This window comes from Paraburkholderia suaedae, from assembly GCF_040812055.1.
Lineage (GTDB): Bacteria > Pseudomonadota > Gammaproteobacteria > Burkholderiales > Burkholderiaceae > Paraburkholderia.
On record NZ_JBFOAH010000034.1, the window covers coordinates 1 to 25,191 of the forward strand.

Genomic DNA, 25,191 nt, shown 5'->3' on the forward strand with positions numbered 1-25,191 from the left:
GCGGTTCGATCAACGCAATCAACCTCGACCATGGCACAACGCGCCTCATCTCATCGAGAAATTCCCGTTTGCGTGTACGTTTCGTTGACAGATCCAGACCAAGACCAAGTTGCGTCATCGAAGCGGTTTGCATGTTTGCATCCTCCTGTTTGATGGACCAGCGAGACGAGCATGCCGCTTGGAGCGTGTAACTGCTCTTTCCGACAGCGTGTGGTGCGGGGAAGTAATTGAGAAGGCCGCACACCTGATCTCCGCGATCCTTACTTAGTGTAGTAACTGTGCCGACGTAATAAAACCTGCGAAGCGGCGCAATATCCTGACACCTTCAGCCAACGACCGCATTGGCCGGTCACTGCCTGATGGCGAACCTCCCCGTTGCCCGATTGCCGCCCCTACGACGCTGTTATGCACAAAAGCTGGCGCTCAATTGCGGCCGGGCTCAATCCGCCTTAACCTGTCATCACGCCCTCAACCTGGAACCGCGCGATGCAAGCACATCCTTTGCGCCTCTGTTCCGGCGACGATCTGCGTGTTGCCCTCGAAGACGTGCTGCCTCAGGTCAAATTGAGAGCGGCCTTCGTAATCCAGAGCATCGGGAGCCTCCGCGTTGCCCAACTGCGATTTGCCGGAGACAGGGATCTGACTGAACTGCGCGACGATCTGAAAATCCTAACGCTCGCTGGGTCCATATCATCTGATGGAGCGCATCTGCACATGTCGGGCATGTTCAGCGCGAGCGTCGTGCTCGAAAAGTTGACGATGCGCCCGCCGTCGCTCATCCGCGCGGCCGCTTCCCGCAGCGTGTTGAAAGTGCCGCGCACGTTGATGTCGAAGGTCTGCTCATACAGCGCGTCGCTGGTGTCGGCGAGCGGCAGGGTCTTGAGCACACCGGCGTTGTTGATGAGCACGTCGACCTTGCCGAACTGCTGCTCGGTGATCTCGAACATGCGGCGCACCTCGTCGGCCTTCGACACGTCCGCCTTGACGGCGATCGCCCGTGCGCCCGCAGCGGTAAGTTCGGCGACAAGCGCCTCTGCTTCCGCGGAACGCGACGCGTAGTTGATGACGAGCGCGAAGCCATCCTTCGCGAGACGTTGCGCCACGGCCGCGCCAATGCCGCGGGATGCGCCGGTCACAATGGCGACTCGAGCGTTGTTCAGCGTGATCATGGTGGCTTCCTTGCATGGGGCGAGTGGGTGAGACGAATCATGGACGCTTTTCTTGCATAGATAATTGGGTTAGAGTGGCGATCATCATTCCATTTACTTTAACAATCGACTCCGAGAAGCCGCCGGGACGCCGACCATGGACCGTTTCGAAGAAATGCGGGTATTCGTGCGGATCGCCGAGCGGCAGAGCTTCACGCGCGCCGCCGACGACCTGCAGATTCCCCGCGCCACCGTCACCAATCTGATGAAGCGCATGGAGCAGCGCCTCGGCGCGCGGCTGCTGGAGCGCACCACCCGCACGGTGCGGCTCACGCACGACGGAGAAGCGTATTACCGCCGCTGCGTGCGGCTGATCGCCGACATGGAGGAGGCCGAGGGTTCCTTCACCCATCTCGCACCGAAGGGACTGCTGCGCGTGAATCTGCAGGGCACGCTGGCGCGGCATTTCGTTGTGCCCGGATTGCCGGCGTTTCTCGCACGTTTTCCCGAGCTCGAGCTGACCATCGGGGAGGATGACAGGCTGGTCGATCTCGTGCGCGAAGGGATCGACTGCGTGCTGCGCGCGGGCAATCTGCAAGATTCGTCGATGGTGGGGCGGCGCGTCGCGCTGCTGCCGCAAGTCACCGTCGCGAGTCCGGCGTATCTCGCGGCGTACGGCGAGCCGGCCGATCCGTCGGCGTTGTCTGGGCATCGGGCGGTCAACTATGTGTCGAGTGCGACGGGCAAGCCCGTGCCGCTCGAGTTTCGCATCGACGGGCGCGATACGGCGATGGTTTTGCCGTCGGCTGTTTCAGTGACTGGGGCCGATCTCTATGCCGGCTCGGCGATCGCTGGCCTCGGCATCGTGCAGGTGCCGCAGTACCGTGTCGCGGCAGAGCTGGCGGCCGGGCGCCTGAAGATCATCCTCGCGAATTTTCCGCCGCCGCCGATGCCGGTTTCGGTGTTGTATCCGCAGAACCGGCAGTTGTCGTCGCGTGTGCGGGTGCTTGCGCAGTGGCTGGGGGATATTTTCGAAGCGGCGGGGAAGGAAGAGCGGCAAGCGTGAGCGAGACGTGCAGAGCCGCGAGCGGCATGCGAGACGTGATGCAACCGAACCGTGAGCCGCATTCGCGCGAATGGCCAGCGTCCTCGGTCAAGCTGTAATTTCCGGCTCAGGTGGACTGGCGCCTGGGCGCTGCCGTACCATCCGGGCGTCGAACCCGTTCGAAGGAACAGAACATGTTGTCCGAAGACGAACTGGCTCTGCTCGACGCGATTCGCGAGACCGGAAGTCTGTCGCGCGCGGCGGCGCGCCTGGGCAAGGCGCCGTCCACGATCTCGCATGCGGCCCGACAGCTGGAAACGCGCTTCGACGCGCTGCTGTTCGACCGCCGCCGCTACCGTCTGCAGCTGACCCCCGCGGGCCAGCTTCTCGCCGACGAAGCCGCGCGTCTAATGCTCGACATGTCGCGCATGACGCAGCGCGTGCGGCAGATCGCGAGCGGCTGGGAGGACCGGCTGTGGGTGGTGACGGACGAGATCCTCGAATTCGAATTGCTGATGCCGGTGGTGCGCGCGTTCGATGCGCTCGACTCCGGCGTCAAGCTGCGCTTCACCCACGAGGTGTTGAGCGGCACCTGGGAGGCGTTGCGCGACGGCCGCGCGGATTTGATCGTCGGCGCGACCAACGAACCGCCGGCGATTCCCGGTCTGCGCTGGTTCGAACTCGGCGTGATGGACTGGGTGTTCGCCGTGTCGCCGCGTCATCCGCTCTCGGCCGTCGCGGGGCCGCTCGGCCGCGAGCGGCTACGCGAACATCGCGCGGTGGTGGTAGCCGATTCGTCGCGTGCGACGGCGGGGCGCGCGTATGGACTGATCGGCGGACAGGCGTCGCTCGCCGTGCCCAGCATGCGCGCGAAGATTCTCGCGCAGCGCGACGGCCTGGGTGTCGGATGGTTGCCGCGCGAGCGGGTGGCGTCGCTGTTGAAGAACGGCGAACTGGTCGAGAAGGCAACCGCCGACCCGCGCGAACCGAACGTGTTGTATGTCGCGTGGCGCGGCGACCATGAGGGCCGCGCGCTGCAATGGTGGCTCGACCAGCTGCGGCAGCCGCGCCTTGCCGAACGCCTCGTGCGGGGGCTGGATCTGGTGCTCGGCGGGTAAGTGGGGATCGTCAGCCGTTCGCACGCAACTAACGGGCGAGGCGGTAAGCCAACGCCGTTCGCCGGGGCAGGCGCCACGGCTTGCCTGGCTGAACTCGCGGACCTTCTCGTGGGATCATACGCAGCATGCCGGGCAACGGACTTTTGCACGGCATGCCCGAAGGAAATGTCCGCCGGCGCGCAATAACAGGAGCAACACGATGATCGAAGGACTAGTGGGCGGGCGTCTATACGGCGAGGCGCAGATCCGCACGGGGCAGAACGGCAGGCGCTTCGTGACCTGCAAGGTGCGGGCGGCCACCAACGACGGCGATACGATCTTCGTCAACGTGATCGCGTTCGACGACGATCTGCAAACCGCGCTGCTGGCGCTCAGCGACGCCGACAGTGTGGCACTGAGCGGCACGCTGACCCCGAAGGTATGGACCGATAAAAATGGCCTGGTCAAGCCGGCCGTGGACATGATCGCCCACAAGCTGCTAACGGCTTACGACGGTCGCCGCGATCAAGCCGAACCGGGCGAATGAGCTGAAAAGCAAGTTTTCGCGGGGGTTGCCGCTAGCCTCGTTCAGATACTTGACGCATCGGCCGGCGCTCGGCTCGGCGTTGCCGATCCTGCGCAACGGCAGCCGCTGCTATCACAGTCTTTCGCCACGCAGCGGCAGGAATCCACCTTCCGGTCCTGCACTTGTCTCGGCATGCACGGTGCCGGCGGGACCCGTCCCGAAGCGCCATCCCGACACTGTTGCCACCTGCGAGCCGGACTCCGGATCACCGGACGCAGCCTTTGCGCGTCATGGAAAACTGTATGGACATACAGTATAGTATCCCGTTGCAAGGCCGCGGCTCCGGTCGCGCCAGCGCGTTGATCGCGTGGGCGCGCGGCCGCCGGCTGCACCGAACTTGCGCGGTCGCGAGGCGTCCGTGAGAGGTGGCCCAACTCATTCAGACGGTCGGAAAAATTGTCATCTAACGGCACTATCAAGATTCGCGGCGCGCGCCAGCACAACCTGAAGAACGTCGATCTCGACTTGCGAACCGGCGAAATGACGGTCGTCACCGGGCCGTCCGGCTCGGGCAAATCGAGCCTCGTGTTCGACACGCTTTACGCGGAAGGGCAGCGGCGCTACGTCGAAACCTTCAGCGCCTATGCGCGGCAGTTTCTGGACCGCATGGACCGGCCGCAAGTCGACCGGGTGGACGGCGTGCCACCCGCCATCGCGATCGACCAGACCAACCCGGTGCGCAGTTCGCGCTCCACGGTCGGCACCATGACCGAGCTCAACGATCACCTGAAGCTGCTCTACGCGCGCGCGGCCGAACTGTTCGATCGCGAGACCGCGCACCAGGTGCGCCACGACACGCCGGAAACCATCTACGCCGAATTGCTCGAACGCACCCCGCAAGACGAGCCGCGGCTAGTGGTCACGTTCCCGGTCGAGCTGCCGGAGTCGGCATCGGAGCAGGAAGTCGAGCAGTGGCTGTCGGCGAGCGGCTATACGCGCGTGCAGGCGCAGCGCGAAGTCGATTCGCCCACTGGCAGGCGCAAGCTGCTCGATGTGGTGGCCGACCGTTTCCGCCTGCGTTCGGTCGACAAGCAGCGGGTGGTCGAGGCGATCGAGGCGTCGCTCAAGCGCGGCGGCGGGCGCGTCAACATTTACGTGCTGCCGGCTACGCCGGGCGGGCCGCATGGGCCGCAGAGCGAGGAGGCCGAGCCGCAAATCTGGCGTTTTTCCACCGGCCTGCACAGCCCCGAAAGCGACCTGCGCTACGCCGATCCGCAGCCGGCGCTGTTCTCGTTCAACTCGGCGTATGGCGCGTGCGAAGTCTGCCGCGGGTTCGGCCGCGTGATCGGCGTCGATCTGGGCCTCGTGATTCCCGACGCACGCAAGACGCTGCGCGACGGCGCGATCAAGCCGATGCAAACCCCCGCGTGGAAAGAGTGCCAGGACGACCTGATGCGCTACGCGGCGAAGGCCGGCATCCGCCGCGGCACGCCGTGGGGCGAATTGACGGATAACGAGCGCGACTGGGTCATCAACGGTTCGCCGGATTGGAACGGCAAGTGGCAAAGCCATTGGTACGGGGTCAAACGTTTCTTCGAGTACCTCGAATCGAAAGCCTACAAGATGCATATTCGCGTGCTGCTGTCGAAGTACCGCAGCTACACGCCCTGCGAAACCTGCGGCGGCGCGCGCCTGAAGACCGAGTCGCTGTTGTGGCGCCTCGGCAGCAAAGCGAACGCGGACGACGTCCTGCCGGCCGGCCAGCGCTTCCTGCCGCGCGGCGTCCAGTGGTCGCGCGCGCAGCTCGAAGCGTTGCCGGGCCTGACCGTGCACGACCTGATGCTGATGCCGATCGAGCGCATCCGCCGCTTCTTCGACGAAATCAGCCTGCCCAGCCCGTTGCTCGACGACGCGCTGAAGCTGCTGCTCGCCGAGGTGCGCACACGCCTGAAATATCTGTGCGACGTGGGCCTCGGTTATCTGACGCTCGACCGGCAGAGCCGCACGCTCTCGGGCGGCGAGGTGCAGCGGATCAACCTGACCACGGCGCTAGGCACCTCGCTGACCAAGACGCTGTTCGTGCTCGACGAGCCGAGCATCGGCCTGCATCCGCGCGACCTGAACCGGATCGTCGAAGCGATGCACCGGCTGCGCGACGCGGGCAACACGCTGGTCGTGGTGGAGCATGACCCATCCGTGATGCTTGCGGCGGATCGGCTGATCGACATGGGACCGGGGCCGGGCGAGCGCGGCGGCTCGATCATTTTCGACGGCGCGCCCGAGACGATCCGCAACTCAGGCACGCTCACGGGCGAGTATCTGGCTGGCCGCCGGCATGTCGCGGACGCGGCGCACTGGGCGCAACGTCCAGTGGACGCCAGCACGCCGCGTATCGTGCTCGAAGGCGCGAGCGAACACAATCTGCATGACGTCACGGTCGAGATTCCGTTGCAGCGGCTCGTGTGCGTGACGGGCGTGTCGGGCTCCGGCAAATCCACGCTGCTGCAGGACGTGCTGTATCCCGCGATGGCGCGGCACTTCGGGCTCGCCACAGAATCGCCGGGCGCGTTCCGCAACCTCACCGGCGCCGACCAGGTCAGTGACGTGGTGTTCGTCGACCAGTCGCCGATCGGCAAAACTGCGCGTTCGAATCCGGCCAGCTACGTCGGTGCGTTCGACGAAATCCGCAAGCTGTTCGCGAAGGCGCCGCTTGCGCAGCAACGCGGCTACGGCCCCGGCATGTTCAGTTTCAACTCGGGCGACGGCCGCTGTCCGACCTGCGGCGGCTCCGGTTTCGAACACATCGAAATGCAGTTTCTGAGCGACGTGTATCTGCGCTGTCCGGATTGCGACGGCCGCCGCTATCGCGCGGAACTGCTCGAAGTGAAGATCGAACGCGGCGAGCCGGCGCGTGCGCTCAGCATTGCCGACGTGCTGGGCTTGACCGTCAGCGAGGCCGCCGCCTACTTTGCGCAGGACGCCGAAGTATTGCGCGTGTTGCAACCCATCATCGACGTCGGCCTCGAATATGTGAAGCTCGGCCAGCCGGTGCCCACCCTGTCCGGCGGCGAGGCGCAGCGGCTCAAGCTCGCGGGCTTTCTCGCCGAATCGGCGCAGGCGCGCACTGCGCGCAGTGCGAAGCAGCCGCTCGCGAGGCGTCTGTTCATGTTCGACGAACCCACCACCGGCCTGCATTTCGACGACATCGCCAAGCTGATGCAGGCATTCGGCAAGCTGCTTGCGAGCGGTCATTCGCTGATCGTGATCGAGCACAATCTCGACGTCATCCGCGCGGCCGACTGGCTGATCGACCTCGGTCCCGAAGGCGGCGACGGCGGCGGGCGCGTGCTGTGTGCCGGCACGCCGGAAGAGGTCAAGCAGTGCCCGCAATCGCATACCGGCGAAGCGTTGCTCGACTACGACCGCGCAATGGGCGCGGCGGCGCATCCGGAGTCAGCGGGCGTGCCCTTGCAAAAGGCGCTGAGCGCCGCGCGCGCGCGCCGGGCGATCGAAGGCGAGGACGTGGTGCGCATCGTCAATGCGCGCGAGCACAACCTGAAAGCGCTGGACGTCGACATCCCGCATGGCAAGTTCAACGTGATCACCGGCGTGTCGGGCTCGGGCAAGTCCACGCTCGCGTTCGACATTCTGTTCCACGAAGGGCAGCGCCGTTATCTGGAATCGCTGAATGCGTATGCGCGTTCCATCGTGCAGCCGGCCGGGAGGCCCGAAGTCGACGCGGTGTACGGCATTCCGCCGACCGTCGCGATCGAGCAGCGCCTTTCGCGCGGCGGCCGCAAGAGCACCGTGGCGACCACGTCCGAGGTGTGGCACTTTCTGCGGCTGCTCTATGTGAAGCTCGGCTTGCAGCATTGCATTCACGACGGCGCGCCGGTCACGTCGCAAAGCGTGGAATCGATTGCAGCGCAGCTCTTGCGCGATCACAAAGGGCAGCACGTCGGTTTTCTGGCGCCGCTCGTGGTGAACCGCAAGGGCGTCTATACCGATCTGGCGAAATGGGCCAAAGCGCGCGGCAACACGCACCTGCGCGTGGACGGCGAGTTCGTGCCGGTGGACCCATGGCCGAAGCTCGACCGCTTCCGTGAGCACACGATCGAATTGCCGGTGGCCGACCTCGTGGTGTCGGCGGATCATGAGGCCGACTTGCGCGAGACGCTCGAGCGCACGCTGGAAGCAGGCAAGGGCGTGATGCATCTGCTCGCGCCGCTCGACGGTCTGCATGACGCGATCAACGGCGGCCATCCCACGGCGACGCTCGGCGTGGTGAAGGTGTTGTCCACCAAACGCGCGTGTCCGGTGTGCGGCACGAGCTATCCGGAACTCGACCCGCGCCTGTTCTCGTACAACAGCAAGCACGGCTGGTGCACGACCTGCGTGGGCACGGGGCTGTCGCTCACGCGCGAGCAGCGCGCCGCCTATGACGACACCATCGTCGTCGACGACAATCGCGGGCGCGAGCAGAGCTTGCCGTCGGAAGAGCAGGAACCCGAAGGCCTCGTCGACGAACCGTGTCCGGATTGCTCGGGCACGCGCCTGAACCCGACCGCGCGCGCGGTCAGGTTCCACTCGAACGCAATCGTGGATGTCGCGCGCTGGACCGTGTCGGACACGCGCGCGTGGATCGATACCTTGCACATGAGCGGCCGCGACGCGGAAATCGCGCGCGACGTGATCAGCGAGATCGGCAGCCGCCTGCAATTTCTGGAAGAAGTCGGGCTCGGCTACCTGAGTCTCGATCGCGCGGCGCCGAGCCTGTCGGGCGGTGAAGCGCAGCGCATCCGGCTCGCGGCGCAACTCGGCAGCAACCTGCAAGGCGTGTGCTATGTGCTCGACGAGCCGACCATCGGCCTGCATCCGCGTGACAACCAGTTTCTGCTCAACGCGTTGCGCAAGCTGGGCGAGAAGGGCAATACGCTGGTCGTCGTCGAGCATGACGAAGACACGATCCGGCGGGCCGATCACATCATCGACATCGGGCCGGGCGCGGGCAAGCGCGGCGGCTCGCTGATCGCGCAGGGCAGCGTGGCGGACCTGTCGGCGCAGCCCGATTCGCTGACCGGACAGTTTCTCGCGCAGCCCATCGTCCACCCGTTGCAGGCGCGCCGGCAAGTGGTCGCGCTGGGCAAGCGCTCGGCCGCGGTGCCGGAAAACTGGCTGACCGTGCATGGCGGCAAGCTGCATAACCTGCGCAACGTGACGGTGGGTATTCCGCTGTCGCGGCTGGTGGCGGTGACCGGCGTCAGCGGCTCCGGCAAGTCGACGCTTGCGCGCGACGTGCTGATGACCAATCTGCTCGATGCGGTCGGGCGCTCGGTGCTGTCGTCGCCGGCTACGCGGCGCGCGCGCGCGGCGGCCGAGCAAAAACCAGCCGCCAACCGGCGCTCCAGCGTGCTGGCGCGCTCGGCGCCGCGTGCGCCGCTGAACGTCACGCATGCCTGGCAAGGCTGCGACTCGATCACCGGGTGGGAGAGCATCGACCGCGTGCTCGAAGTGGACCAGACGCCCATCGGCAAAACGCCGCGCTCGTGCCCCGCCACCTACATCGGCGTGTGGGATGCGATCCGCAAGCTGTTTGCGGGCACCCTGGAGGCGCGCGCGCGGGGCTATACGGCCTCGCGGTTCTCGTTCAACACCGGCGAAGGCCGTTGTCCGGCCTGCGAGGGGCAGGGCGTGCGCACCATCGGCATGAGCTTCCTGCCGGACGTGAAAGTGTCGTGCGACGTTTGTCACGGGCAGCGCTTCAATCCCGAGACGCTCGCCGTCACGTGGCGCGGCAAAAATATCGGCGACGTGCTGACGATGGAAATCGACGAGGCCGTCGAGTTTTTCGCGCCCATCTCCAACATCGCCCATCCGTTGCAATTGATGAAGGACGTAGGGCTCGGCTACCTGACGCTCGGCCAGCCGTCGCCCACGTTGTCGGGCGGCGAAGCGCAGCGGATCAAACTCGTCACCGAGTTGAGCAAAGTGCGTGACGACATCACGCGGCGCGGCCAGAAGCCGCCGCACACGCTGTACGTGCTCGACGAGCCAACCGTGGGTTTGCACATGGCCGACGTCGCGAAACTGATTCGCGTGCTGCATCGTCTCGCGGATGGCGGGCATAGCGTAGTCGTCATCGAGCACGATCTGGACGTGATCGCCGAAGCGGACTGGATCATCGATCTCGGTCCGGAAGGCGGCGTCGGCGGCGGCGCGATCGTCGCCGCAGCAGATCCGGAAGGCTTGGCCCGCGTCCCAGCCAGCCATACCGGCGCAGCGTTGCGCGCTGTGCTTGCGCGAGCCCCGAACGGCGCCGCTATCGTTGCGGGCGAGGGCACCAACGGTTGATGTAGCAAAGCGGCGCAAATGGATTTGCGCCGCTTTGCTGGGCTGTTGCGCACATGGTTCGCTTCAATCCCTGGAGCTTCAGGTCGTGGCCTGAAAATGGCGTCCAGCAGCGCGAATTCGGCGTGTGAGTAGGCTGCCCGGGTCGCATGCTATCGGTGGCTTTCCGTCGCCTCGCCGTTGCGCGAGCACGCGTTCCTCCGCCACTCATGCTGCAGCGCAATAGTCCGACCTTGGTTGCTCGCTTAACTTGAAAAGCGCTTACTTCACATTAATGAATGCCTGCATGTTTCAAAAATGAATCAAATTTGCGAGGACCGCATTTCGTCGTGGAATCCAGTAATCGGCGCAATCGGAAGCACAGGCGATCATCGCGGAAATAACGGCAATAAATTCCCGCTTTGCGAATAAAAAAGCGAAAGCATGAGCATTATCTGCGGGTAACACCTTTCAGCTCTGAAACGTTTTGAGAAATGTGGGGAAAGGGTGATCCAGCGCAAAGCCCTGGTTCGCAGAATCTGAACGCATTCTCCCCGAGACGCACGCCGCACGCGGCTTTCCGGGCAGCCAACAAAGCTGGTACGCTGCGGTTGTGGCACACGGCGGGCTGTCGTCGCGCCGTCATATCGAATAAGCAATAATGGTTTTCCTCATACATACGTCGCAATGTTGCCAATTCTCTTTTCAAATTTACTATCGTGTTCCATTCCGCTAACATCACGCATAATCTATTAAACGGCGTTGCCGGCGGTTTTAGGCCGTAATAACTTCATTCGTTGGTCAGAGCTGACCAACGGGACGTCGGGGTCCAAATGTACGACCGTCTGGGAGAGATCATGCCGCACATGCACATTGATACTGCGAGAATTACCTGGCTGCATACGCCTACCGTGAACGTGCGTACCGCAGCGCGGCGAATCGGCATTTTGCTATTCGACGGTTTCTGGCTGCTCGGACCGGGCACCGTGGTCGAGATGTTTCAGAGCGCCAATGAACTTGCTGGCTCGCGCGCCGGAGAGGAGCCGCCTTACGAGGTGCAGTTTCTGTCGCTCGACGGCGGCAGCGTCGCCAGTTCGTCGTCGGCGCGCATCTGGACCGAACGTATCGACACGCGCTATAGCAGCGGTTTCGACGTGCTGTTCATCGCGGGCGGCTGCGGCGCACGCGAGGCCGCGCGCGACGAGCGGCTGCTCAACTGGCTGCGCACGGTGCAGGCGCGCACCCGGGCGATCGAAACCATCGGCGAGGGCCGCCTCGTGCTGGAAGCCGCCGGCCCCACCGAACATGACGGGCTGCAACTGAACCGCTATCCCGGCGGCGCGCCGAGCGAGACTGCATTCAACGCGGTCAGCGACCGCCATGACTGCGCGCGCAGCGCGCTGATGTTCATCAAGCGGGATCTGGGCGCGGAACTCGCGCGCAGCGTGGCCGATCGTGTGATGCCGGGCATGGCCGCCACCTGGGTGCCATTGCCGGCCGAGGGCGGCACGCTGAGCGTGGCCGAGAAAATCCGCGCCGCGGCGCGCTGGATGGAAGCGAACTGCGACCGTCCGGTGTCGGTGGCCGACGCCGCGCAGGTCGCGGCAATGAGCGAGCGCAACTTCCTGCGGCGTTTCAAGCACGAAATGCACGTCACGCCCTCGGACTATCTGCTTCAGGTGCGGCTGCGCATCGCGTGCAACTTCCTCACTGAAACGGAACTGCCGGTCGACAAGATCGCGCGCCGCAGCGGCACCGGCAACGGCGACCGCCTCGCGAAAATTTTCCGCAAGCGCATGGCGCTCTCGCCAACGGAATATCGTGCGCGCAGCAGGGTGTCAAATGAGGCGTAGCATATAGGCAGGCGCCCGCGCCGACGGGTGCGCCTCATCATCGTTTGATGCGGCCGCGGTAGCGGCCGTTATTTCGCCGGCCAGCCTTCTTACGAGCATAGTGGCAATGGGCAACAAGGTCACGGCGACGGCATTGCCGGAGGTCAAGCTTATCGAGCCCGAGGTGTTCTGCGACGAATTCGGCTTCTGCTTCGAGAGCTTCAGCGCGGATGAGTTTGCCAACGACGTCGCGCAAGGTTTCGATTTCCTGCAGGACCGCCATTTGCGCGCGGTGCGCCGCGTATTACGCGGACTGCACTATCAGGTGCAACGTCCGCAGGGCCGGCTGATACGGGTGGTGGTAGGCGAAGTGTTCGACGTCGTCGTGGATGTGCGCCTCAATTCGCCGAACTTCGGCAAATGGATCGGCGAACCTCTGAGCGCGGCGAATCAGCGGCAAATGTGGGTGCCGCCGGGCTTTGCGCATGGATTCGTGGTGCTGTCCGACGTCGCCGAGTGCGCGTGGAAGACCACCGAGTACTGGTTCCCTGAACTCGAGCGCTGCATCTTGTGGTCCGATCCGGACATCGGCATCGAATGGCCGATCGATTTCGCGCCGATTCTCGGCGCGAAGGACGCTGCCGGCCGCCGTCTTTACGAAGCGGAAAACATCGCCTGAAATACATGTGAGTTGTTACAACATGACAATCAGGCACTCACCTGCGCGCATCCTCACCGGCGAAACCGACACGGGCTGAGCGTCGGTCCATACCTTTCATACACGACTGGGAATCAGGAAGGAAGGCGCAGTGACGAGCGGCGCCGCTACGAGCGCGCGCACGTCACTTACGTTCCTTGAGGCACCTGCGGCGAACGGGCAGTGAAACCCCGATGCCGGCGGCAAGTATTGCAATACCATGCGGCAAGTATTGCACTGGAGCTTGCTGTTGCATCGGGGCCTGCATCACCGGTTGCCAGCGCACACGGGGATGCGCCGGTCAGCGTCGGATGACCCCCATCAGCAAGGTGACGAGGAAGATCACGAGGAAGATGAAGAACAGGATCTTGGCGATTTCGGTCGCGCCGGCGGCAATGCCGCCAAAGCCGAACACAGCCGCGATGATGGCGATGACAAAGAAGATTGCAGCGTATCGAAGCATGGGGCCTCCCACCGATGGATGCTGGACGAACGTCGAAACGGCGACTCGTCGCGGGCAGCCTGCGCTTTTGACGAGTTATTTGCCGCTGAGCGGAGGGGAGCAATAGGTGTGCCCAACGTGCGCCGCGCATGCACGCGGGAGCGTCCCAGTATGTGAACTTCACTGGTGGGCGCGGGATCCGGTGCGCCGCATGCACATGATTCGCACCACCTAAAAACGCGACCGCGTCAGCCGCCCAGCCAGCGATGAACGATCGGCCAGCACAACACCCCCCACGTCACGGCACAAATCAGCAGCGCGATCGCCACGGCCGCGCTGCCGCAGTCTTTCGCGCGTTTGGACAGCTCGTGACGTTCGAGCGAGATCCGGTCGATGGCCGCTTCGATGCTCGAATTCAGTAATTCCACCAGCAGCACCAGCAGCACCGACACGATCAACAACACCCGCTCGATCGCGCTGAGCGGCATCAGCAACGCCGCCGGCAACAGGAGCGCCGCGAGCGCGGCCTCCTGACGAAACGCGCTCTCCTCCCGCAAGGTCGCGACAATGCCGTCGAACGAATGCCGCAGCGCGAATAATGCGCGCGCCGGACCACTACGTTTTGCGGCAGGGCGGCCGGATGAAGATTCAGTCGGATTACTCATGATCGGCGTGCAAGTCGGCAAGCGGGCAGCATGCCTGAAGCGTCCCAAATTGTCATAGATTTGTGATATCTTTGCGCCGCCCTGACAGCGCAGAACGGTCTGCCGGCCAGGCGGGCAAGCACCGGGTGTGCAGCCCGCGCACGGCGTCATTTTCCCTTCGTTTCCCCTTTGTTTCGGGTACCCCAAGGGCGCGGCCCCTCGCTTAAGTTTTCACCGCAATTTCCGTATACAAGGGTGAGGATCGCCTCGGACCGCAGTTCACTCGCGCGGCGGTCCGTTTTTATTTTTCGCACGTCGAGTGCGATCGACCGAACTCGCACAGAGCCCGACATCGTCGCGGGCGGACGGCCGAGGTCCAACAAGCTGATCTGTTCATGAAATCTGTCGTGTCGTTGCGTGTTTCGCTGAGCGCCTTGCTCGGCGCTCTGTATGCCGCCGTATCGGCCGCTGCGCCGTCCTTGCCTCAGGCATCGTCCGCGCTCGCGACACCGGCCGCTGTCATCGGTGGGGCCCCAGCCCGCGGCGCGAATGCCGCTCAAGCGACCGATGCCGCCAGCTCCGCGAACACCGCAGCGCCCGCGACGGGCTCCACGACGACGCACCTGTCGTTCGCGGCGCTAGGGGCATACCAGACCCTGAACCTGCGCGGCGTCGAGGACGCGCGCACCGTCAACGTCGGCGTGCGGCTCGACCGCGTGGTGACCGCCGCGCGGCTGCGCCTGCGCTACACATACTCGCCCGCGCTGGTGTTTGCGCTCTCGCATCTGAAGGTGTCGATCAACAACGAAGTGGTCGCCACCGTGCCGTTCGATCGCGAGCATGCCGGCCAGGTCGTCACCCAGGAGATCGCGCTTGATCCGCGCTTTCTCACCGATTACAACCAGCTCGGCCTGCGCCTGATCGCGCATTACACGCTCGACCATTGTGAGGACCCGGACAACTCGGCGCTGTGGGCCGACGTGAGTCCGGCGAGTGAGCTGATTCTCGATACCACGCCGATTCGTTTGCCTAACGATCTCGCGCTGTTGCCCGCGCCGTTTTTCGATCGCCGCGACGTGAGCCGGTTGCGCTTGCCGTTCGTGCTGCCGGCCGCCGCCGACGACGCGACGCTGCGCAGCGCCGGGGTGCTGGCATCGTGGTTCGGCGCGCAGGCCGATTATCGGCAGGCGCGCTTTCCCGCCTTGTCCGCGTTGCCCACCGACGCTCACGCGGTGGTGATCGCGCGCAGCGCGCAATTGCCCGCCGCTCTGAAGCTGCCGCCGGTCAACGGCCCGCTGCTGATCGTCACCGACAACCCCGCCGCGCCCGGCAAGAAACTGCTGATCGTCACGGGCCGCAATGCGGCGGAAGTCGATGAGGCCAGCGACGCGCTCGTGCTCGGCACGACGGCGATGACCGGCCCGGCGGTGCAGATCGGCCAGATCGACATCGGCGCGCCGCGCAAACCGTACGATGCGCCGCGCTGGGTGCGGGTGGATCGCCCGGTCGCGTTCAAGGAGCTGATCGACAATCCGAACCAGTTGCAGGTGCACGGCAGCGCGCCCGACCCGATCCGCGTGAACCTGCGCGTGCCCGCCGATCTGTTCTCGTGGAACGGCGCGGGTGTGCCGCTGAATCTGAAGTACCGCTATACGGCGCCGACCGTGCAAAACAACTCGGCGCTCGCCGTTCAGATCAACGATCAGCTCGTCAAGTCGTACCGGCTCCCGCCCGCCAGCGCAGACGACGCGCACGGCCGTTTGCAGTTGCCGGTGCTCTCGAGCGGCGGTAGCCGTTCGAGCAACGCGCTCGACATTCCGGCGTTTCGGGTCGGCAGTTCGAACCAGTTGCAGTTGCGCTTCAATCTGGATTCGCAGAAGAGCGGACTGTGCCAGTCGGTGGCATCCAATCCCGTCGAGGCGGCGGTCGACCCCGATTCGACGATCGACTTCTCGGGGTTCGTCCACTACGCGCAGATGCCGAACCTCGCGTACTTCGCCAACAGCGGCTTCCCCTTCACGCGCTACGCCGACCTCGCGCAGACAGCGGTGGTGATTCCCGAGCATCCCGCGCCTGAGGAACTGGAGAGCCTGCTGACGATGCTCGGCCACATGGGGCAATGGACCGGCTATCCGGCGCTGCGTGTGCAGGTCGCACGGCCTTCCGGACTGGCGCAGGTGGCAGGCAAGGATCTGCTGGTGATCAGCGGCGACGCAGCGTCGCCAGTGCTCGCGCGCTGGCGTCAGGCGCTGCCGTTGAGCATCGGCGCGGCGGCGCACGAAGGCGGCGCGGACAGCCTGGTGACGCGCGCGGCGTTTTCGGTGAAGGAGCAGTGGCGCAACGGCGCGCACCAGCCGGACGGCAGCGCGCGCATCGAGCGCGATGGACCGCTCGCCGCGCTGCTAGGCTTCGAGTTGCCGGGCAGCGAGGGGCGCAGCGTCGTCGCGTTGACGGGCACCGATCAGCAGCAGTTGCCGCAGTTGCTCGACATGCTCGAAAAGCCAGACCGCGTCGCGCAATTGCAGGGCGACGTCGCATTGCTGCGCGATGGCGAAGTCGACAGCATGCGGGTGGGCGAACCGTACCTCGTCGGCTACGTGCCCTGGTATGCGCAGCTGTGGAGCCGCGCGATCGAGCATCCGGTGTTGCTGGGCGTGCTCGGCGCGATAGCCGGGTTGCTGCTGGCCATCGGCGCGTTCACCGGGTTGCAGGAACTGGCCGCGCGCCGCCGGGGAGTTTGATCGATGACGCCGGCGAAGGGCAAAGCGCCACTACGGTGGCTGCGCGGCGATATGCCGGCGCAGCCGCGCGCAGATCGTATCGCGCGGGCCGCCGTTGCAGGCGCTGCACGTCGTGCGTTGGCGTTGGCGGTGGCGGCGGTATGGGCGGTGCTCGCGCCGCGCGCGGTGCTGGCCGCCGAGGTATCGGTGGTTGGCCCGGCCCACGCAGTCGGCACGGCGGCTCCGGCACCCTGCATGCAGCCCACATGGCCACGCTGGCAGCAGTTCAAACACGACTTCCTATCCGCCGATGGCCGCGTGATCGACGTCGGCTCCGCCGATTCGCGGACCGTCTCGGAAGGGCAGTCGTACGCGCTTTTCTTCGCGCTGGTCGCCAACGATCGCCCGGCCTTCGACACGATCCTCCAATGGACCGAGCGCAATCTCGCGCAGGGCGACCTGACCGCGCATCTGCCGGCCTGGCTCTGGGGCCGCGCCGACGATGGACAGTGGCGCGTGCTCGATGCGAACGCGTCGTCGGACGCGGATGTGTGGATCGCCTATGCGCTGCTCGAAGCCGGCCGCGCGTGGCACGAGCGCAGCTACACTGCGCGCGGCGCGGTGCTCGCCAAACGCGTGCTCGACGAGGAAACCGCCAGCGTTCCAGGACTCGGCCTGACATTGCTGCCTGGTCCGGCCGGTTTTCATCCGGCTGCCGATGTGTGGCGCGTCAACCCGAGCTACTCGCCGCCGCAGGTGCTGCGCGGCATCGCCACGCGGCTGCCGGACGACGCGCGTTGGACGCGGCTCCTCGCCAGCACCGCCCGCGTGTTGACCGACACCGCGCCGCACGGCTTCGCGCCTGACTGGGCACTGTATCGCGCGAAGCAGGGTTTCGCGCCGGACCCGCAGACCCAGGCGGAAAGCGCATATAACGCGATTCGCGTCTATCTGTGGGCGGGCATGCTCGATCCGCGCGATCCGCTGGCGCCCACGCTGCTCGCGCGTTTCGCGCCGTTCGCCAACTTCATCGACGCGCACGGCGCGCCGCCGGAAAAAGTCGACACGACCAACGGCAACGCGGGCCCGAACATGGGCAACTCCGGTTTTTCCGCGGCGGCCGTGCCGTTTCTCGACGCGCGCGGCGAGCATGCGCTCGCCGATGCGCAGATCGCGCGCGCCGAACAGCTCGATCGCGCGACGCCGATCGGCTATTACAGCAGCGTGCTGAGCCTGTTCGCGCTGGGCTGGCGCGACGGCCGCTACCGCTTTGCCGCTGACGGCAGCCTCGATCCGCAATGGAGTTCGACGTGTCCCGCGGCGCTTCGATAAGCCGCGCGGCGCGGCTCCTCGTTCTCGGGTGCGTCGCCGTGGCGGGCGGCGCGCGCGCGTACCCGGCCGAGCCGGCGATGGCGCGCGCTCTGGCGCCCGAGGCGGCGTCCAATACGGTTGCCGTTGCCAGACCGGGCGCGTCCGTCGCGCGCGCAGCCTCGCAGCCAGCGGTGGCGCCGCGAACCGCGTCCACGGCAACGACCGCAGCGAGGCCCGCTGCACGGCCCAGCCCGTCCGCTGTTTCCTCGCAGACGGCTGCTCTGCGGGACCCCGCCGCGCAGCGCCTCTTCGCGACGGCGCGCATGTGGTCGACCAAACATCGCGACGACCTGGCGTCGCAAGCGATCTATAAAGCCTTGCTGATCGCGCCGAACGATCCGGCGTTGCTCGCGGAGCAGGTCCGTATCGAACTGCGCCTCGGCCACGCGCAAGCTGCCCAAACCGCGCTCGCGCGTCTGCAGAAGCGCGCGCCGGACGCGGCGTCGACGCAGCAGATCGAAGACGAATTCCGCGTCGCCACCGACGGCCGCCAGGAACTTGCCACGGTGCGCCTGCTCGCCCGCAGCGGTCAGTCCGCTGAAGCCACGCGCCGCCTGTTGGCGCTGTTTCCGCATGGCGCGCCGTCGGGCGCGCTCGGGGCGGAGTACTACCAGATCATCGCCGGCACGCCCGAGGGCCGCGTGCAGGCGATGGGCGCGCTGCGCGAGCGGGTGGCCGGCGATCCGTCCGATGTCGATTCGGCGCTGGTCCTTGCGAACCTCCTGAATGCGCGCGGCGACACGCGCGCCGAGGCCAACCGGATCGCCTGGAATCTGGCGACGCGGGTTGACTCGGATCGCTCGGCGTCGCTCGACGCATGGCGGCACGTGTTGCAATCGGCGGGCGCGGACCCGGCCTATCTCGCGGCGTTGCAGGCTTACCTGCAACTCGTTCCCGACGACGCCGAATTCAAGGAGCGCGTCGCCGCGATCGAGGCCAGGCTGGACGCGCAGCGGCAGCTCGAACGCAACCCCGACTACATCGCGCAGCAGCGCGGCTTGCAGGCGCTCGCGCGCAACGATCTGCCGGCCGCCGAGCCGCTGCTCGCGCGCGCCGCGCAAGCGCGCCCGGACGATCCGGAAGCGGTCGGCGGCCTGGGTCTCGTGCGCATGCGGGCAGGGCGGCGCGACGAAGCCCGGGCGCTCTTTCTGCGCGCGGCCGCGCTCGCGCCGGATAACCGCGCGAAGTGGGAGAGCCTCGCGCGGGCCGCACAGTTCTGGGGAACGCTGGCGCAAAGCCGTGATGCCGCGGCGGCGGGCCGGCCGCAGGACGCGGAGCGGTTCGCGCGCGCCGCGCTCGCGATGCAGCCAGGCAACGCCGACGCGAAGCTGATGCTGGCCGACGCGCTGCTCGCGCAGCACGACTGGCGCGCTGCCGAGCCGCTCTTGCGCGAATTGCTGAGCGCGCGCGAGCCGAGCATCGCGGCGCTGCGCAGCACCGAGACGCTGTTCGAGAACACCGGCCGCGCGGCGCAGGTCGAGCCTTTACTGGATGCACTGCAAAGCCGCTTCACCGCCGCGGACGATCGCGAGAGCCTCGCGCAACTGCGCGCCGGTGTGCTGACGTCCGAGGCGGACAAGCTGCTGGCCGCGGGGCAACGCGGGCCCGCGGCGCAACGTTACGAGGCGGCTTTGCGGGCCGCGCCCGACGCGCCGTGGACGCGCTTCGCGCTCGCACGCCTGTATCGCGATCTCGGTTTGCCGCAGCTCGGACGCGTCGTGCTGGACGATGGCCTGGCAGTCTCCGCGTCGCCGGAAATGCGCTACGCGAGCGCGCTGTACCGCAACTCGATCGACGACGTCAGCGGCGCGCAAGCCGTGCTCGCGCCGGTCGCCGAGCAGGAGCGCAGCGACGCGATGCGTGCGCTCGATCGCAATCTGCGCGCGCAGCAGTGGCTCGCGAAAGCGCGCGCCGCATTCGCGCGCGACGACCGCGCGCTCGCCAGCCAGGCGCTCGACGAAGCCTGCGCGCTCGCCGCTGACGATCCCAATCTGCTGGCGGCGGTCGGCGCGGTGTGGATCGAACAGGGACAAGCCGAGCGCGGCCTCGCATTGCTGCAGAACTGGATGGACACGCATCCCGAGCAGACCGACGCCGATGTGCGTCTGCGCTACGGCGACCTGCTCGGCAGCGCGAAGCGCAACGCCGCACTGGACGCGTGGCTGACCCGCCTGCGCGACGACCCGCGCGTCGAGCTGGACGCCGCCCAAAGCGCGCGTCTCGAAGATCAGGCGCTGCGGCTCGTGCTGCGCGAAACCGACGAAGCGCTGGATCGTGAGGAGTACGAAGAGGCGCGGCAACTGCTTGCCCGCGTGAGTCCGGCGGGCCGGCGCGACAAGCGCTATGCGCTCGAAGTCGCCGACCTCGAACGGCTGCAAGGGCACTACGCGGCCGCGCGCGCCGCGCTGCGGCCTGTGCTGGCCGCAGCGCCTCGCGACCCGGACGCGCAACTGGCGCTCGCGCGCGTGCTCGAACAGAGCGGCGAGCGCCGCGGCGCGCTGGAGCTGGTGCGCAGCGTGCTCGACGGCGCGGCGCCCGACGATGTCGAGACGCGGCTCTCGGCGGCGCGCCGGCTGGCGGCATTGCGCGCGACGCAGGAAGCGCAGCAGGTCACCGGGGCGCTGCGCGTCGCGTATCCGACGCGGCCTGACGTGACAGTGCAAAGCGGCCGGGTGGCGCAAGACCTCGGGCAATACGATGACGCCGCGTCGCTGTACCGTCTGTCGCTTTCGCAGGAGCGCGCGGCGGGCGTGAGCGCCGGTCCCGACGGCACGCCCGCGCAGGCCGCGCTGGCCGATCTGGAACAGCGCCGCAATCCGGAGGTCGAGACCGGCTGGCTGCCCGGGTATAAGTCCGGCGATGCCGGCATCTCGCAGTTTCACGCGTGGCAGGTGCCGGTGTACGTGCAGATTCCGTATCGCTACGACGGCCATTTCTTCGCGCATGTCGATACGGTGCATCTCGACGCCGGCACCCTCGAAGTGAGCCCCGGCAATGCCGGCACCCGCGACACGTTTGGCACGATCGGCGCGGCGGACAATCTCGCGGCCTCGCTCGGCAACGCGCTCGGCATTGCGGCACAGGATTCCGCCGCGGCGTTCGCGAGCGGGCTCGCGAGCTCGCGCTATCTGCATCAGTCGGCGACCGGCGTGGCGCTCGGCGCGGGCTATGTGTCCGACGCGTGGCGCCTCGACCTCGGCACGACGCCGCTCGGCTTCCCGGTGCACTACCTGGTCGGCGGCGCGCGCTATCAGTTCGACGCCGGACCGGCGAGCTTTTCGGTCAGCGCGTCGCGCCGTCCTGAGACCAGCAGTCAGCTCTCCTATGCCGGCATGCACGACCCGGTGACGGGCACCGTATGGGGCGGCGTGCGCCGCGATGGCGTCGATCTGCATTCATCGGTCGATGTCGGCAAGACGAACCTGTTCGCGGATCTCGGCGCGGGCATCCTGAGCGGGCGCAACGTCGCGAGCAATCAGGAGATCATCTTGCGCACCGGTTTCACGGTGCCGGTCTATCGGCGCATCGACACGCTGGTGAGCACGGGGCTGGTCGGCAATGCGTGGCACTACACGAACAACCAGCGCTTCTATTCGTTCGGACAGGGCGGCTACTACAGCCCGCAACGCTATCTGTCGCTCGGCGTGCCGATCGAGTGGGCCGGGCGGCATGACGCGCTGAACTGGGACGTGACGGCGACGGTCGGCCTGTCCAACTCATACGAGAAAGATTCGCCGTATTACCCCAACGGCTTGCCTGGCTCGCTCGCGCTCGCGCCGGGGCTCGACTCGCTGGTGAACCCGGCCAGTTCGACGCGTGGCGTCGCGTTTTCGTACGGGCTCGCCGGCATCGTGCAATACCGCTTCAATCCGTTTCTGGTGGTGGGCGCGCAGCTGAGCATCGATCGTTCGCACGACTACGCACCGAGCTCGGCGCTGGTCTATCTGCGCTACACGTTCGACGCCCGCAAGCAGGACAACAGCCTGTCGCCCAGACCCGTGCGACTTTACTCGAGCTTTTGACCGGCGATGCAACGAGATCAGGGAAACCACGCGTGAGCACCGTTCCGAATCCACTCAAGCCGGCGCCGTCCGGCAACATGGTGCGACGTTGGCTGCGCAGCTTGGGCCACGCCGGCTCGCGCGACGACGCGCGGCGGCTGGGCCGGCTCGCCGTCGACGCGCTGCCGGACGAATGGGCCGCGCTTGAAACAGGCAAGCTGTATGCCATTTATGCGGCGCCGCGCACGCCGGGCGCCGATGCGCTCATCCTCGAGAGCGCGCGCGAGGCCCGCACGCGCGACGTCACGGTGGTGCTCGCGCGTGAGCGCGCCGCCGTCGCGCAGCGGTTGCGGGAAATCGGCTTTAGCGCCCACGCGCCCGCCGCAGGCTGGCCGCGCAACCTGAGCGTGCTGGCGATGCCGCCGGTCCACGGCGAGGCGGCCGATGCCGCGGCTTTGCACGCTGGGCCGGCCACTCCGGCCGTGCTCGCCAAAGTATTTGGCGGTCTGCGCGCGCTCAAGCGCTTCGGATTCCGCGCGCGTTCGCTGTATTTCATCGAAGGCGCCGAGCGCTGGTTCGACTGGGACGACCCCCACGCGCTCGCACGCGAGGGTCGCATGCTCGCGAACTGGTGCGCTGCACGCGACATCACGGTGGTGCTGCTGCTCGGCGCGCCGCCGGGCGCCTCGGAACCCGACGACGCCGGGTGGTTCGACTCCGGCACATCGGCGCAACCGGCTGCGACGGAGCAAGGCCGCAACGAGTTTCATGCCGCCTGCGCGGGCGTCGCCCGGATGGAACACACGCACGGCGAGTTGCTGTGGCACGTCGACTTCTGGCGTGCGGATCGCACCCTCGTGACCGGCGAAGTGCGCTCGTTGCGTTTTACCGAAAGCGGCCGCCTGAGCGTCGCATCGGATGCGCCAGGCGGCGCCGCGGCGCGCGGCGACGGACTGCTCGCGCGCGATGAACAGCGCGTCGTGGTCAGCCGCGCGGTGGTCAGCGGGCATGAAGCGTGGGTGCCGCCGCACTGGGAAGTCGTCGCCGACCAGGCCGCGGTGCTGAGCGCCTGCGCCAATGCGCAGGCAGCGACCGTGCTGCTCGAGTACCAGGGCGGCGCGCAGCTCGATGCGCTGTGCGCAGCGATCCATTCGCTGCGCCGTCAGGCCGGACGTGCGCTGAAGATCGTGGTGGTCGAACGCGGGGAAGTGCTGCGCCATCAGTACGAGCTGCTGGTGCTGACGCTCGGCGCCAACCTCGTGGTGGGCCGCGATCTGCCGTTCTCGCGGCTGCAGTCGCTGCTGCAATCGCTGCAAGGGCAGCTGCATACGCGGCCCGTGGCCGCCGATTATCGCGCCGCGCTGAGCGCCGCGCTGAGCGACGCGGTGCTCGGCTATCTGCCGCCCGCCGCGTTCTGCGAGCGGGTGCACACGGTGCTCGAGCGCAGCGCGATGCTGCAGTTGCCGCACGTGCTCGTCAAGCTGACGCTGCTGCCGCAGTGCGCGCACATCGATGCGCTGAACCACTGCGTACCGCGCCGCGCGGGCGACGTGTTCACCGCCGATGCGGCGCATCTGTACGTGTTCCTGTTCGCGTGCCGGCTGGCCGACGCGGATGCGGCGCTCGCACGCATTTTCGATGTGCCGGTCGATGCCGTTGCGCAGACGCTGGTGCATCTGGCGGAAGAGGGCATCGGCGCCGAGCTCGATGCGCTGCAGGCGGCGAACCGTCGCGCGCCCATTGCCGACTACAGCGATCTGTTCACGATGCAGCAACGCGGCGAGCCGGATGATGGGCATGACCAGGCCGTGGGCGAAAAAGCGAGAGCGTTGCAAGATGCGGCGCCCTCGGCTGCGGTGCAGCTTGCCACGCTGGAGGAGGCGTTGAGTCTCGCGCGGGCGGAAGTTCATCGAGTGGACCCCACCCCACGCAACAGCACGCCTCCCGATTTGACACAGGCGCAAGACTCGACGCAACAACCGCAAAGCGCGTCGCGCACCGCCACCCCCCGAGCCACCCTGCCACACCGCCACGCCGAACCCCACACGATGCCGGTGCGCAGCAAGGAGAGCGACTGATGGAATTCCTGCTGACTTACTTCGCGATCGGGCTGATCCTGGCGGTCCCGGTATGGATCGTCTGGCAGCGTGCCGGCTCGCGCCGCGCGCTCGCGGCGATGCGGGGTTTCGATCCGCGCGACGCCGTGCAATGCGTCATCGAACCGGTTGCGCTGCGCGCCCGCCTGCTGCCCGAAACGCAGCCTGCCGACGAGGCCACGCGATGAAGATCATCGCCGTCGTCTCCACTGCGGGCGGCTCCGGCCGCACCACGCTAAGCGCGGCGCTGGCGGTGTTGCTCGCGCGGCGCGGCCGTCAGGTGGTCGCGCTGGACCTCGACCCGCAGAACATGCTCGGCGCGCATCTCGGCATCGACGGACTCGCGCCGGCGGGGATCGCACAAGCGCTGCTCGACGACACCGTCGCGTGGCATGCGCATACCTGGCGCAATGCCGAGGGCGTGCTGTTCGTGCCGTACGGCGGAGTGTCGCTTGAGCAGCAGACGCGCTGCGATTTGCGCCTCGCCGGCGAGCCGCGCTGGCTCGCGAATGCGCTCGCGCAACTCGATCTACCGCGCGACGGCGTCGTGCTCATCGACACGGCGCGCTATCCGTCGCAGCAAGCCGCCCAGGCGGTGCGCTGCGCCGACCTGGTGTTGTGCGTGAGCCCGCCGGAACCGGCCGCGTGCGCGACGCTGGTCGCGCGGCTCGATGGCTTGCGGCGCGACGGCGCGAATGTGCGGATCATCGTGAACCGGCTGAATCCCGCGCGCGACATGCAGCGCGACGTGCTCGCGATGCTCGCGGCGGCGCTCGGCGACGGTGTGCCGCTCGCGCAGCGCGTGCATCTGGACGTGGCGCTGCCGGAGTCGTTCGCGCGCGGCACGTGGCTCTTCGACGATGCGCCGCATTCGCAGGCGTCGCACGACCTCCACGGTCTGGCTAACTGGGTGGACGCGTGGGTCGTGGGCGCGCAGGCGACGGCCGCGCGCCGTCAGGGTGAGCGCACATGAGCGAATCGAAGCCAGAAGCGCCGGGGGGTGAGCCGATTGGCGCGCGTGATAGTGGGCAACGCGGCGAAGGCGCGAGCGGGGCCACAGGCGGGCACACAGTCGGGCAAACAGGCGGGCACACAGTCGGGCAAACAGGCGGGCAAACAGTCGGGCAAACAGTCGGGCAAACAGGCGGGCACACAGGCGGGCACACAGGCGGGCACACAGGCGGGCACACAGGCGGGCCCACAGGCGGGCCCACAAGCGGGCCCACAAGCGAGCCCACAACCGGC

Annotated in this window: 14 protein-coding genes and 3 pseudogenes; 13 read left to right on the forward strand and 4 right to left on the reverse strand. The window is 66.9% G+C overall.

Translation table 11 applies throughout. The features are described from left to right. Positions 1-118: pseudogene (locus ABQJ48_RS31810) on the reverse strand (IS5/IS1182 family transposase); the annotation flags it as partial. A gap of 368 nt (positions 119-486) precedes the next feature. Here ABQJ48_RS31810 and ABQJ48_RS31815 point away from each other — a divergent pair. Beyond that, positions 487-720: pseudogene (locus ABQJ48_RS31815) on the forward strand (PPC domain-containing DNA-binding protein); the annotation flags it as partial. Here ABQJ48_RS31815 and ABQJ48_RS31820 read toward each other — a convergent pair. Then, positions 720-1,169: pseudogene (locus tag ABQJ48_RS31820) on the reverse strand (SDR family NAD(P)-dependent oxidoreductase); the annotation flags it as partial. The pseudogenes ABQJ48_RS31815 and ABQJ48_RS31820 sit on opposite strands and share 1 nt — an antisense overlap. 136 nt (positions 1,170-1,305) lie before the next feature. On the opposite strand from ABQJ48_RS31820, the gene ABQJ48_RS31825 reads away from it, so the two are divergent. From ABQJ48_RS31825 to rfbC, 6 genes are all read left to right on the forward strand, one after another. Then, a complete protein-coding gene (locus ABQJ48_RS31825) occupies positions 1,306-2,214 on the forward strand; it encodes a LysR family transcriptional regulator (RefSeq protein ID WP_367841910.1) in 909 nt (302 codons plus the stop codon). A 173-nt stretch (positions 2,215-2,387) separates the two neighbouring features. Then, entirely contained in the window at positions 2,388-3,311 is a 924-nt protein-coding gene (locus tag ABQJ48_RS31830) for a LysR family transcriptional regulator (RefSeq protein WP_367841911.1), read from the forward strand. A 199-nt stretch (positions 3,312-3,510) separates the two neighbouring features. Continuing rightward, positions 3,511-3,837 carry a single-stranded DNA-binding protein gene (locus ABQJ48_RS31835; RefSeq protein WP_367841912.1) on the forward strand — a complete coding sequence of 109 codons (327 nt, stop codon included), beginning with the start codon at positions 3,511-3,513 and terminating at the stop codon, positions 3,835-3,837. A gap of 435 nt (positions 3,838-4,272) precedes the next feature. Next, positions 4,273-10,167 carry an excinuclease ABC subunit UvrA gene (gene uvrA, locus ABQJ48_RS31840; RefSeq protein WP_367841913.1) on the forward strand — a complete coding sequence of 1,965 codons (5,895 nt, stop codon included), beginning with the start codon at positions 4,273-4,275 and terminating at the stop codon, positions 10,165-10,167. Between the two features lie 833 nt (positions 10,168-11,000). Next, positions 11,001-11,996, forward strand: a complete 996-nt coding sequence (locus ABQJ48_RS31845) for a GlxA family transcriptional regulator (RefSeq protein ID WP_367841914.1) — start codon at positions 11,001-11,003, stop codon at positions 11,994-11,996. Between the two features lie 106 nt (positions 11,997-12,102). Then, a complete protein-coding gene (gene rfbC / locus ABQJ48_RS31850) occupies positions 12,103-12,654 on the forward strand; it encodes a dTDP-4-dehydrorhamnose 3,5-epimerase (RefSeq protein WP_367841915.1) in 552 nt (183 codons plus the stop codon). A 319-nt stretch (positions 12,655-12,973) separates the two neighbouring features. Here the strand turns inward: rfbC and ABQJ48_RS31855 are convergent, their stop codons facing one another. After that, entirely contained in the window at positions 12,974-13,135 is a 162-nt protein-coding gene (locus ABQJ48_RS31855) for a DUF1328 domain-containing protein (protein ID WP_367841916.1), read from the reverse strand. 227 nt (positions 13,136-13,362) lie between these two features. Then, positions 13,363-13,779 carry a diacylglycerol kinase gene (locus ABQJ48_RS31860; protein ID WP_367841917.1) on the reverse strand — a complete coding sequence of 139 codons (417 nt, stop codon included), beginning with the start codon at positions 13,777-13,779 and terminating at the stop codon, positions 13,363-13,365. A gap of 374 nt (positions 13,780-14,153) precedes the next feature. Here ABQJ48_RS31860 and bcsB point away from each other — a divergent pair, with 374 nt between their 5' ends. The 6 genes from bcsB (at position 14,154) to bcsQ (ending at position 24,919) form a co-directional block, all read left to right on the forward strand. Continuing rightward, a complete protein-coding gene (bcsB, locus tag ABQJ48_RS31865) occupies positions 14,154-16,499 on the forward strand; it encodes a cellulose biosynthesis cyclic di-GMP-binding regulatory protein BcsB (RefSeq protein WP_367841918.1) in 2,346 nt (781 codons plus the stop codon). Between the two features lie 51 nt (positions 16,500-16,550). Then, positions 16,551-17,810: a cellulose synthase complex periplasmic endoglucanase BcsZ gene (bcsZ, locus tag ABQJ48_RS31870; RefSeq protein ID WP_473094220.1), complete on the forward strand. Its 1,260-nt coding sequence runs from the start codon at positions 16,551-16,553 to the stop codon at positions 17,808-17,810. Positions 17,811-17,887: 77 nt separating this feature from the next. Continuing rightward, entirely contained in the window at positions 17,888-21,871 is a 3,984-nt protein-coding gene (locus tag ABQJ48_RS31875; protein ID WP_367841949.1) for a cellulose synthase subunit BcsC-related outer membrane protein, read from the forward strand. Between the two features lie 77 nt (positions 21,872-21,948). Next, the gene (bcsE, locus tag ABQJ48_RS31880) at positions 21,949-23,928 is read left to right on the forward strand and encodes a cellulose biosynthesis protein BcsE (RefSeq protein ID WP_367841950.1); all 1,980 of its coding nucleotides are present in this window, start codon (positions 21,949-21,951) and stop codon (positions 23,926-23,928) included. Further along, entirely contained in the window at positions 23,928-24,134 is a 207-nt protein-coding gene (locus tag ABQJ48_RS31885) for a hypothetical protein (protein ID WP_473094219.1), read from the forward strand. Before bcsE ends, ABQJ48_RS31885 begins: the two co-directional genes overlap by 1 nt. Beyond that, positions 24,131-24,919, forward strand: coding sequence for a cellulose biosynthesis protein BcsQ (gene bcsQ, locus ABQJ48_RS31890; protein ID WP_367841920.1), 789 nt, complete (start codon positions 24,131-24,133; stop codon positions 24,917-24,919). Before ABQJ48_RS31885 ends, bcsQ begins: the two co-directional genes overlap by 4 nt. The last annotated feature ends 272 nt before the right edge of the window (positions 24,920-25,191 follow it).

What these genes read in the sequence shown, in the direction of transcription:
- ABQJ48_RS31825 (WP_367841910.1), top strand. Translation starts at nt 1,306, where the DNA reads ATGGACCGTTTCGAAGAAATGCGGGTATTCGTGCGGATCGCCGAGCGG.
- ABQJ48_RS31830 (WP_367841911.1), top strand. Translation starts at nt 2,388, where the DNA reads ATGTTGTCCGAAGACGAACTGGCTCTGCTCGACGCGATTCGCGAGACC.
- ABQJ48_RS31835 (WP_367841912.1), top strand. Translation starts at nt 3,511, where the DNA reads ATGATCGAAGGACTAGTGGGCGGGCGTCTATACGGCGAGGCGCAGATC.
- ABQJ48_RS31845 (WP_367841914.1), top strand. Translation starts at nt 11,001, where the DNA reads ATGCCGCACATGCACATTGATACTGCGAGAATTACCTGGCTGCATACG.
- rfbC (WP_367841915.1), top strand. Translation starts at nt 12,103, where the DNA reads ATGGGCAACAAGGTCACGGCGACGGCATTGCCGGAGGTCAAGCTTATC.
- ABQJ48_RS31855 (WP_367841916.1), bottom strand. Translation starts at nt 13,135, where the DNA reads ATGCTTCGATACGCTGCAATCTTCTTTGTCATCGCCATCATCGCGGCT.
- ABQJ48_RS31860 (WP_367841917.1), bottom strand. Translation starts at nt 13,779, where the DNA reads ATGAGTAATCCGACTGAATCTTCATCCGGCCGCCCTGCCGCAAAACGT.
- bcsB (WP_367841918.1), top strand. Translation starts at nt 14,154, where the DNA reads ATGAAATCTGTCGTGTCGTTGCGTGTTTCGCTGAGCGCCTTGCTCGGC.
- bcsZ (WP_473094220.1), top strand. Translation starts at nt 16,551, where the DNA reads ATGCCGGCGCAGCCGCGCGCAGATCGTATCGCGCGGGCCGCCGTTGCA.
- ABQJ48_RS31875 (WP_367841949.1), top strand. Translation starts at nt 17,888, where the DNA reads ATGGCGCGCGCTCTGGCGCCCGAGGCGGCGTCCAATACGGTTGCCGTT.
- bcsE (WP_367841950.1), top strand. Translation starts at nt 21,949, where the DNA reads ATGGTGCGACGTTGGCTGCGCAGCTTGGGCCACGCCGGCTCGCGCGAC.
- ABQJ48_RS31885 (WP_473094219.1), top strand. Translation starts at nt 23,928, where the DNA reads ATGGAATTCCTGCTGACTTACTTCGCGATCGGGCTGATCCTGGCGGTC.
- bcsQ (WP_367841920.1), top strand. Translation starts at nt 24,131, where the DNA reads ATGAAGATCATCGCCGTCGTCTCCACTGCGGGCGGCTCCGGCCGCACC.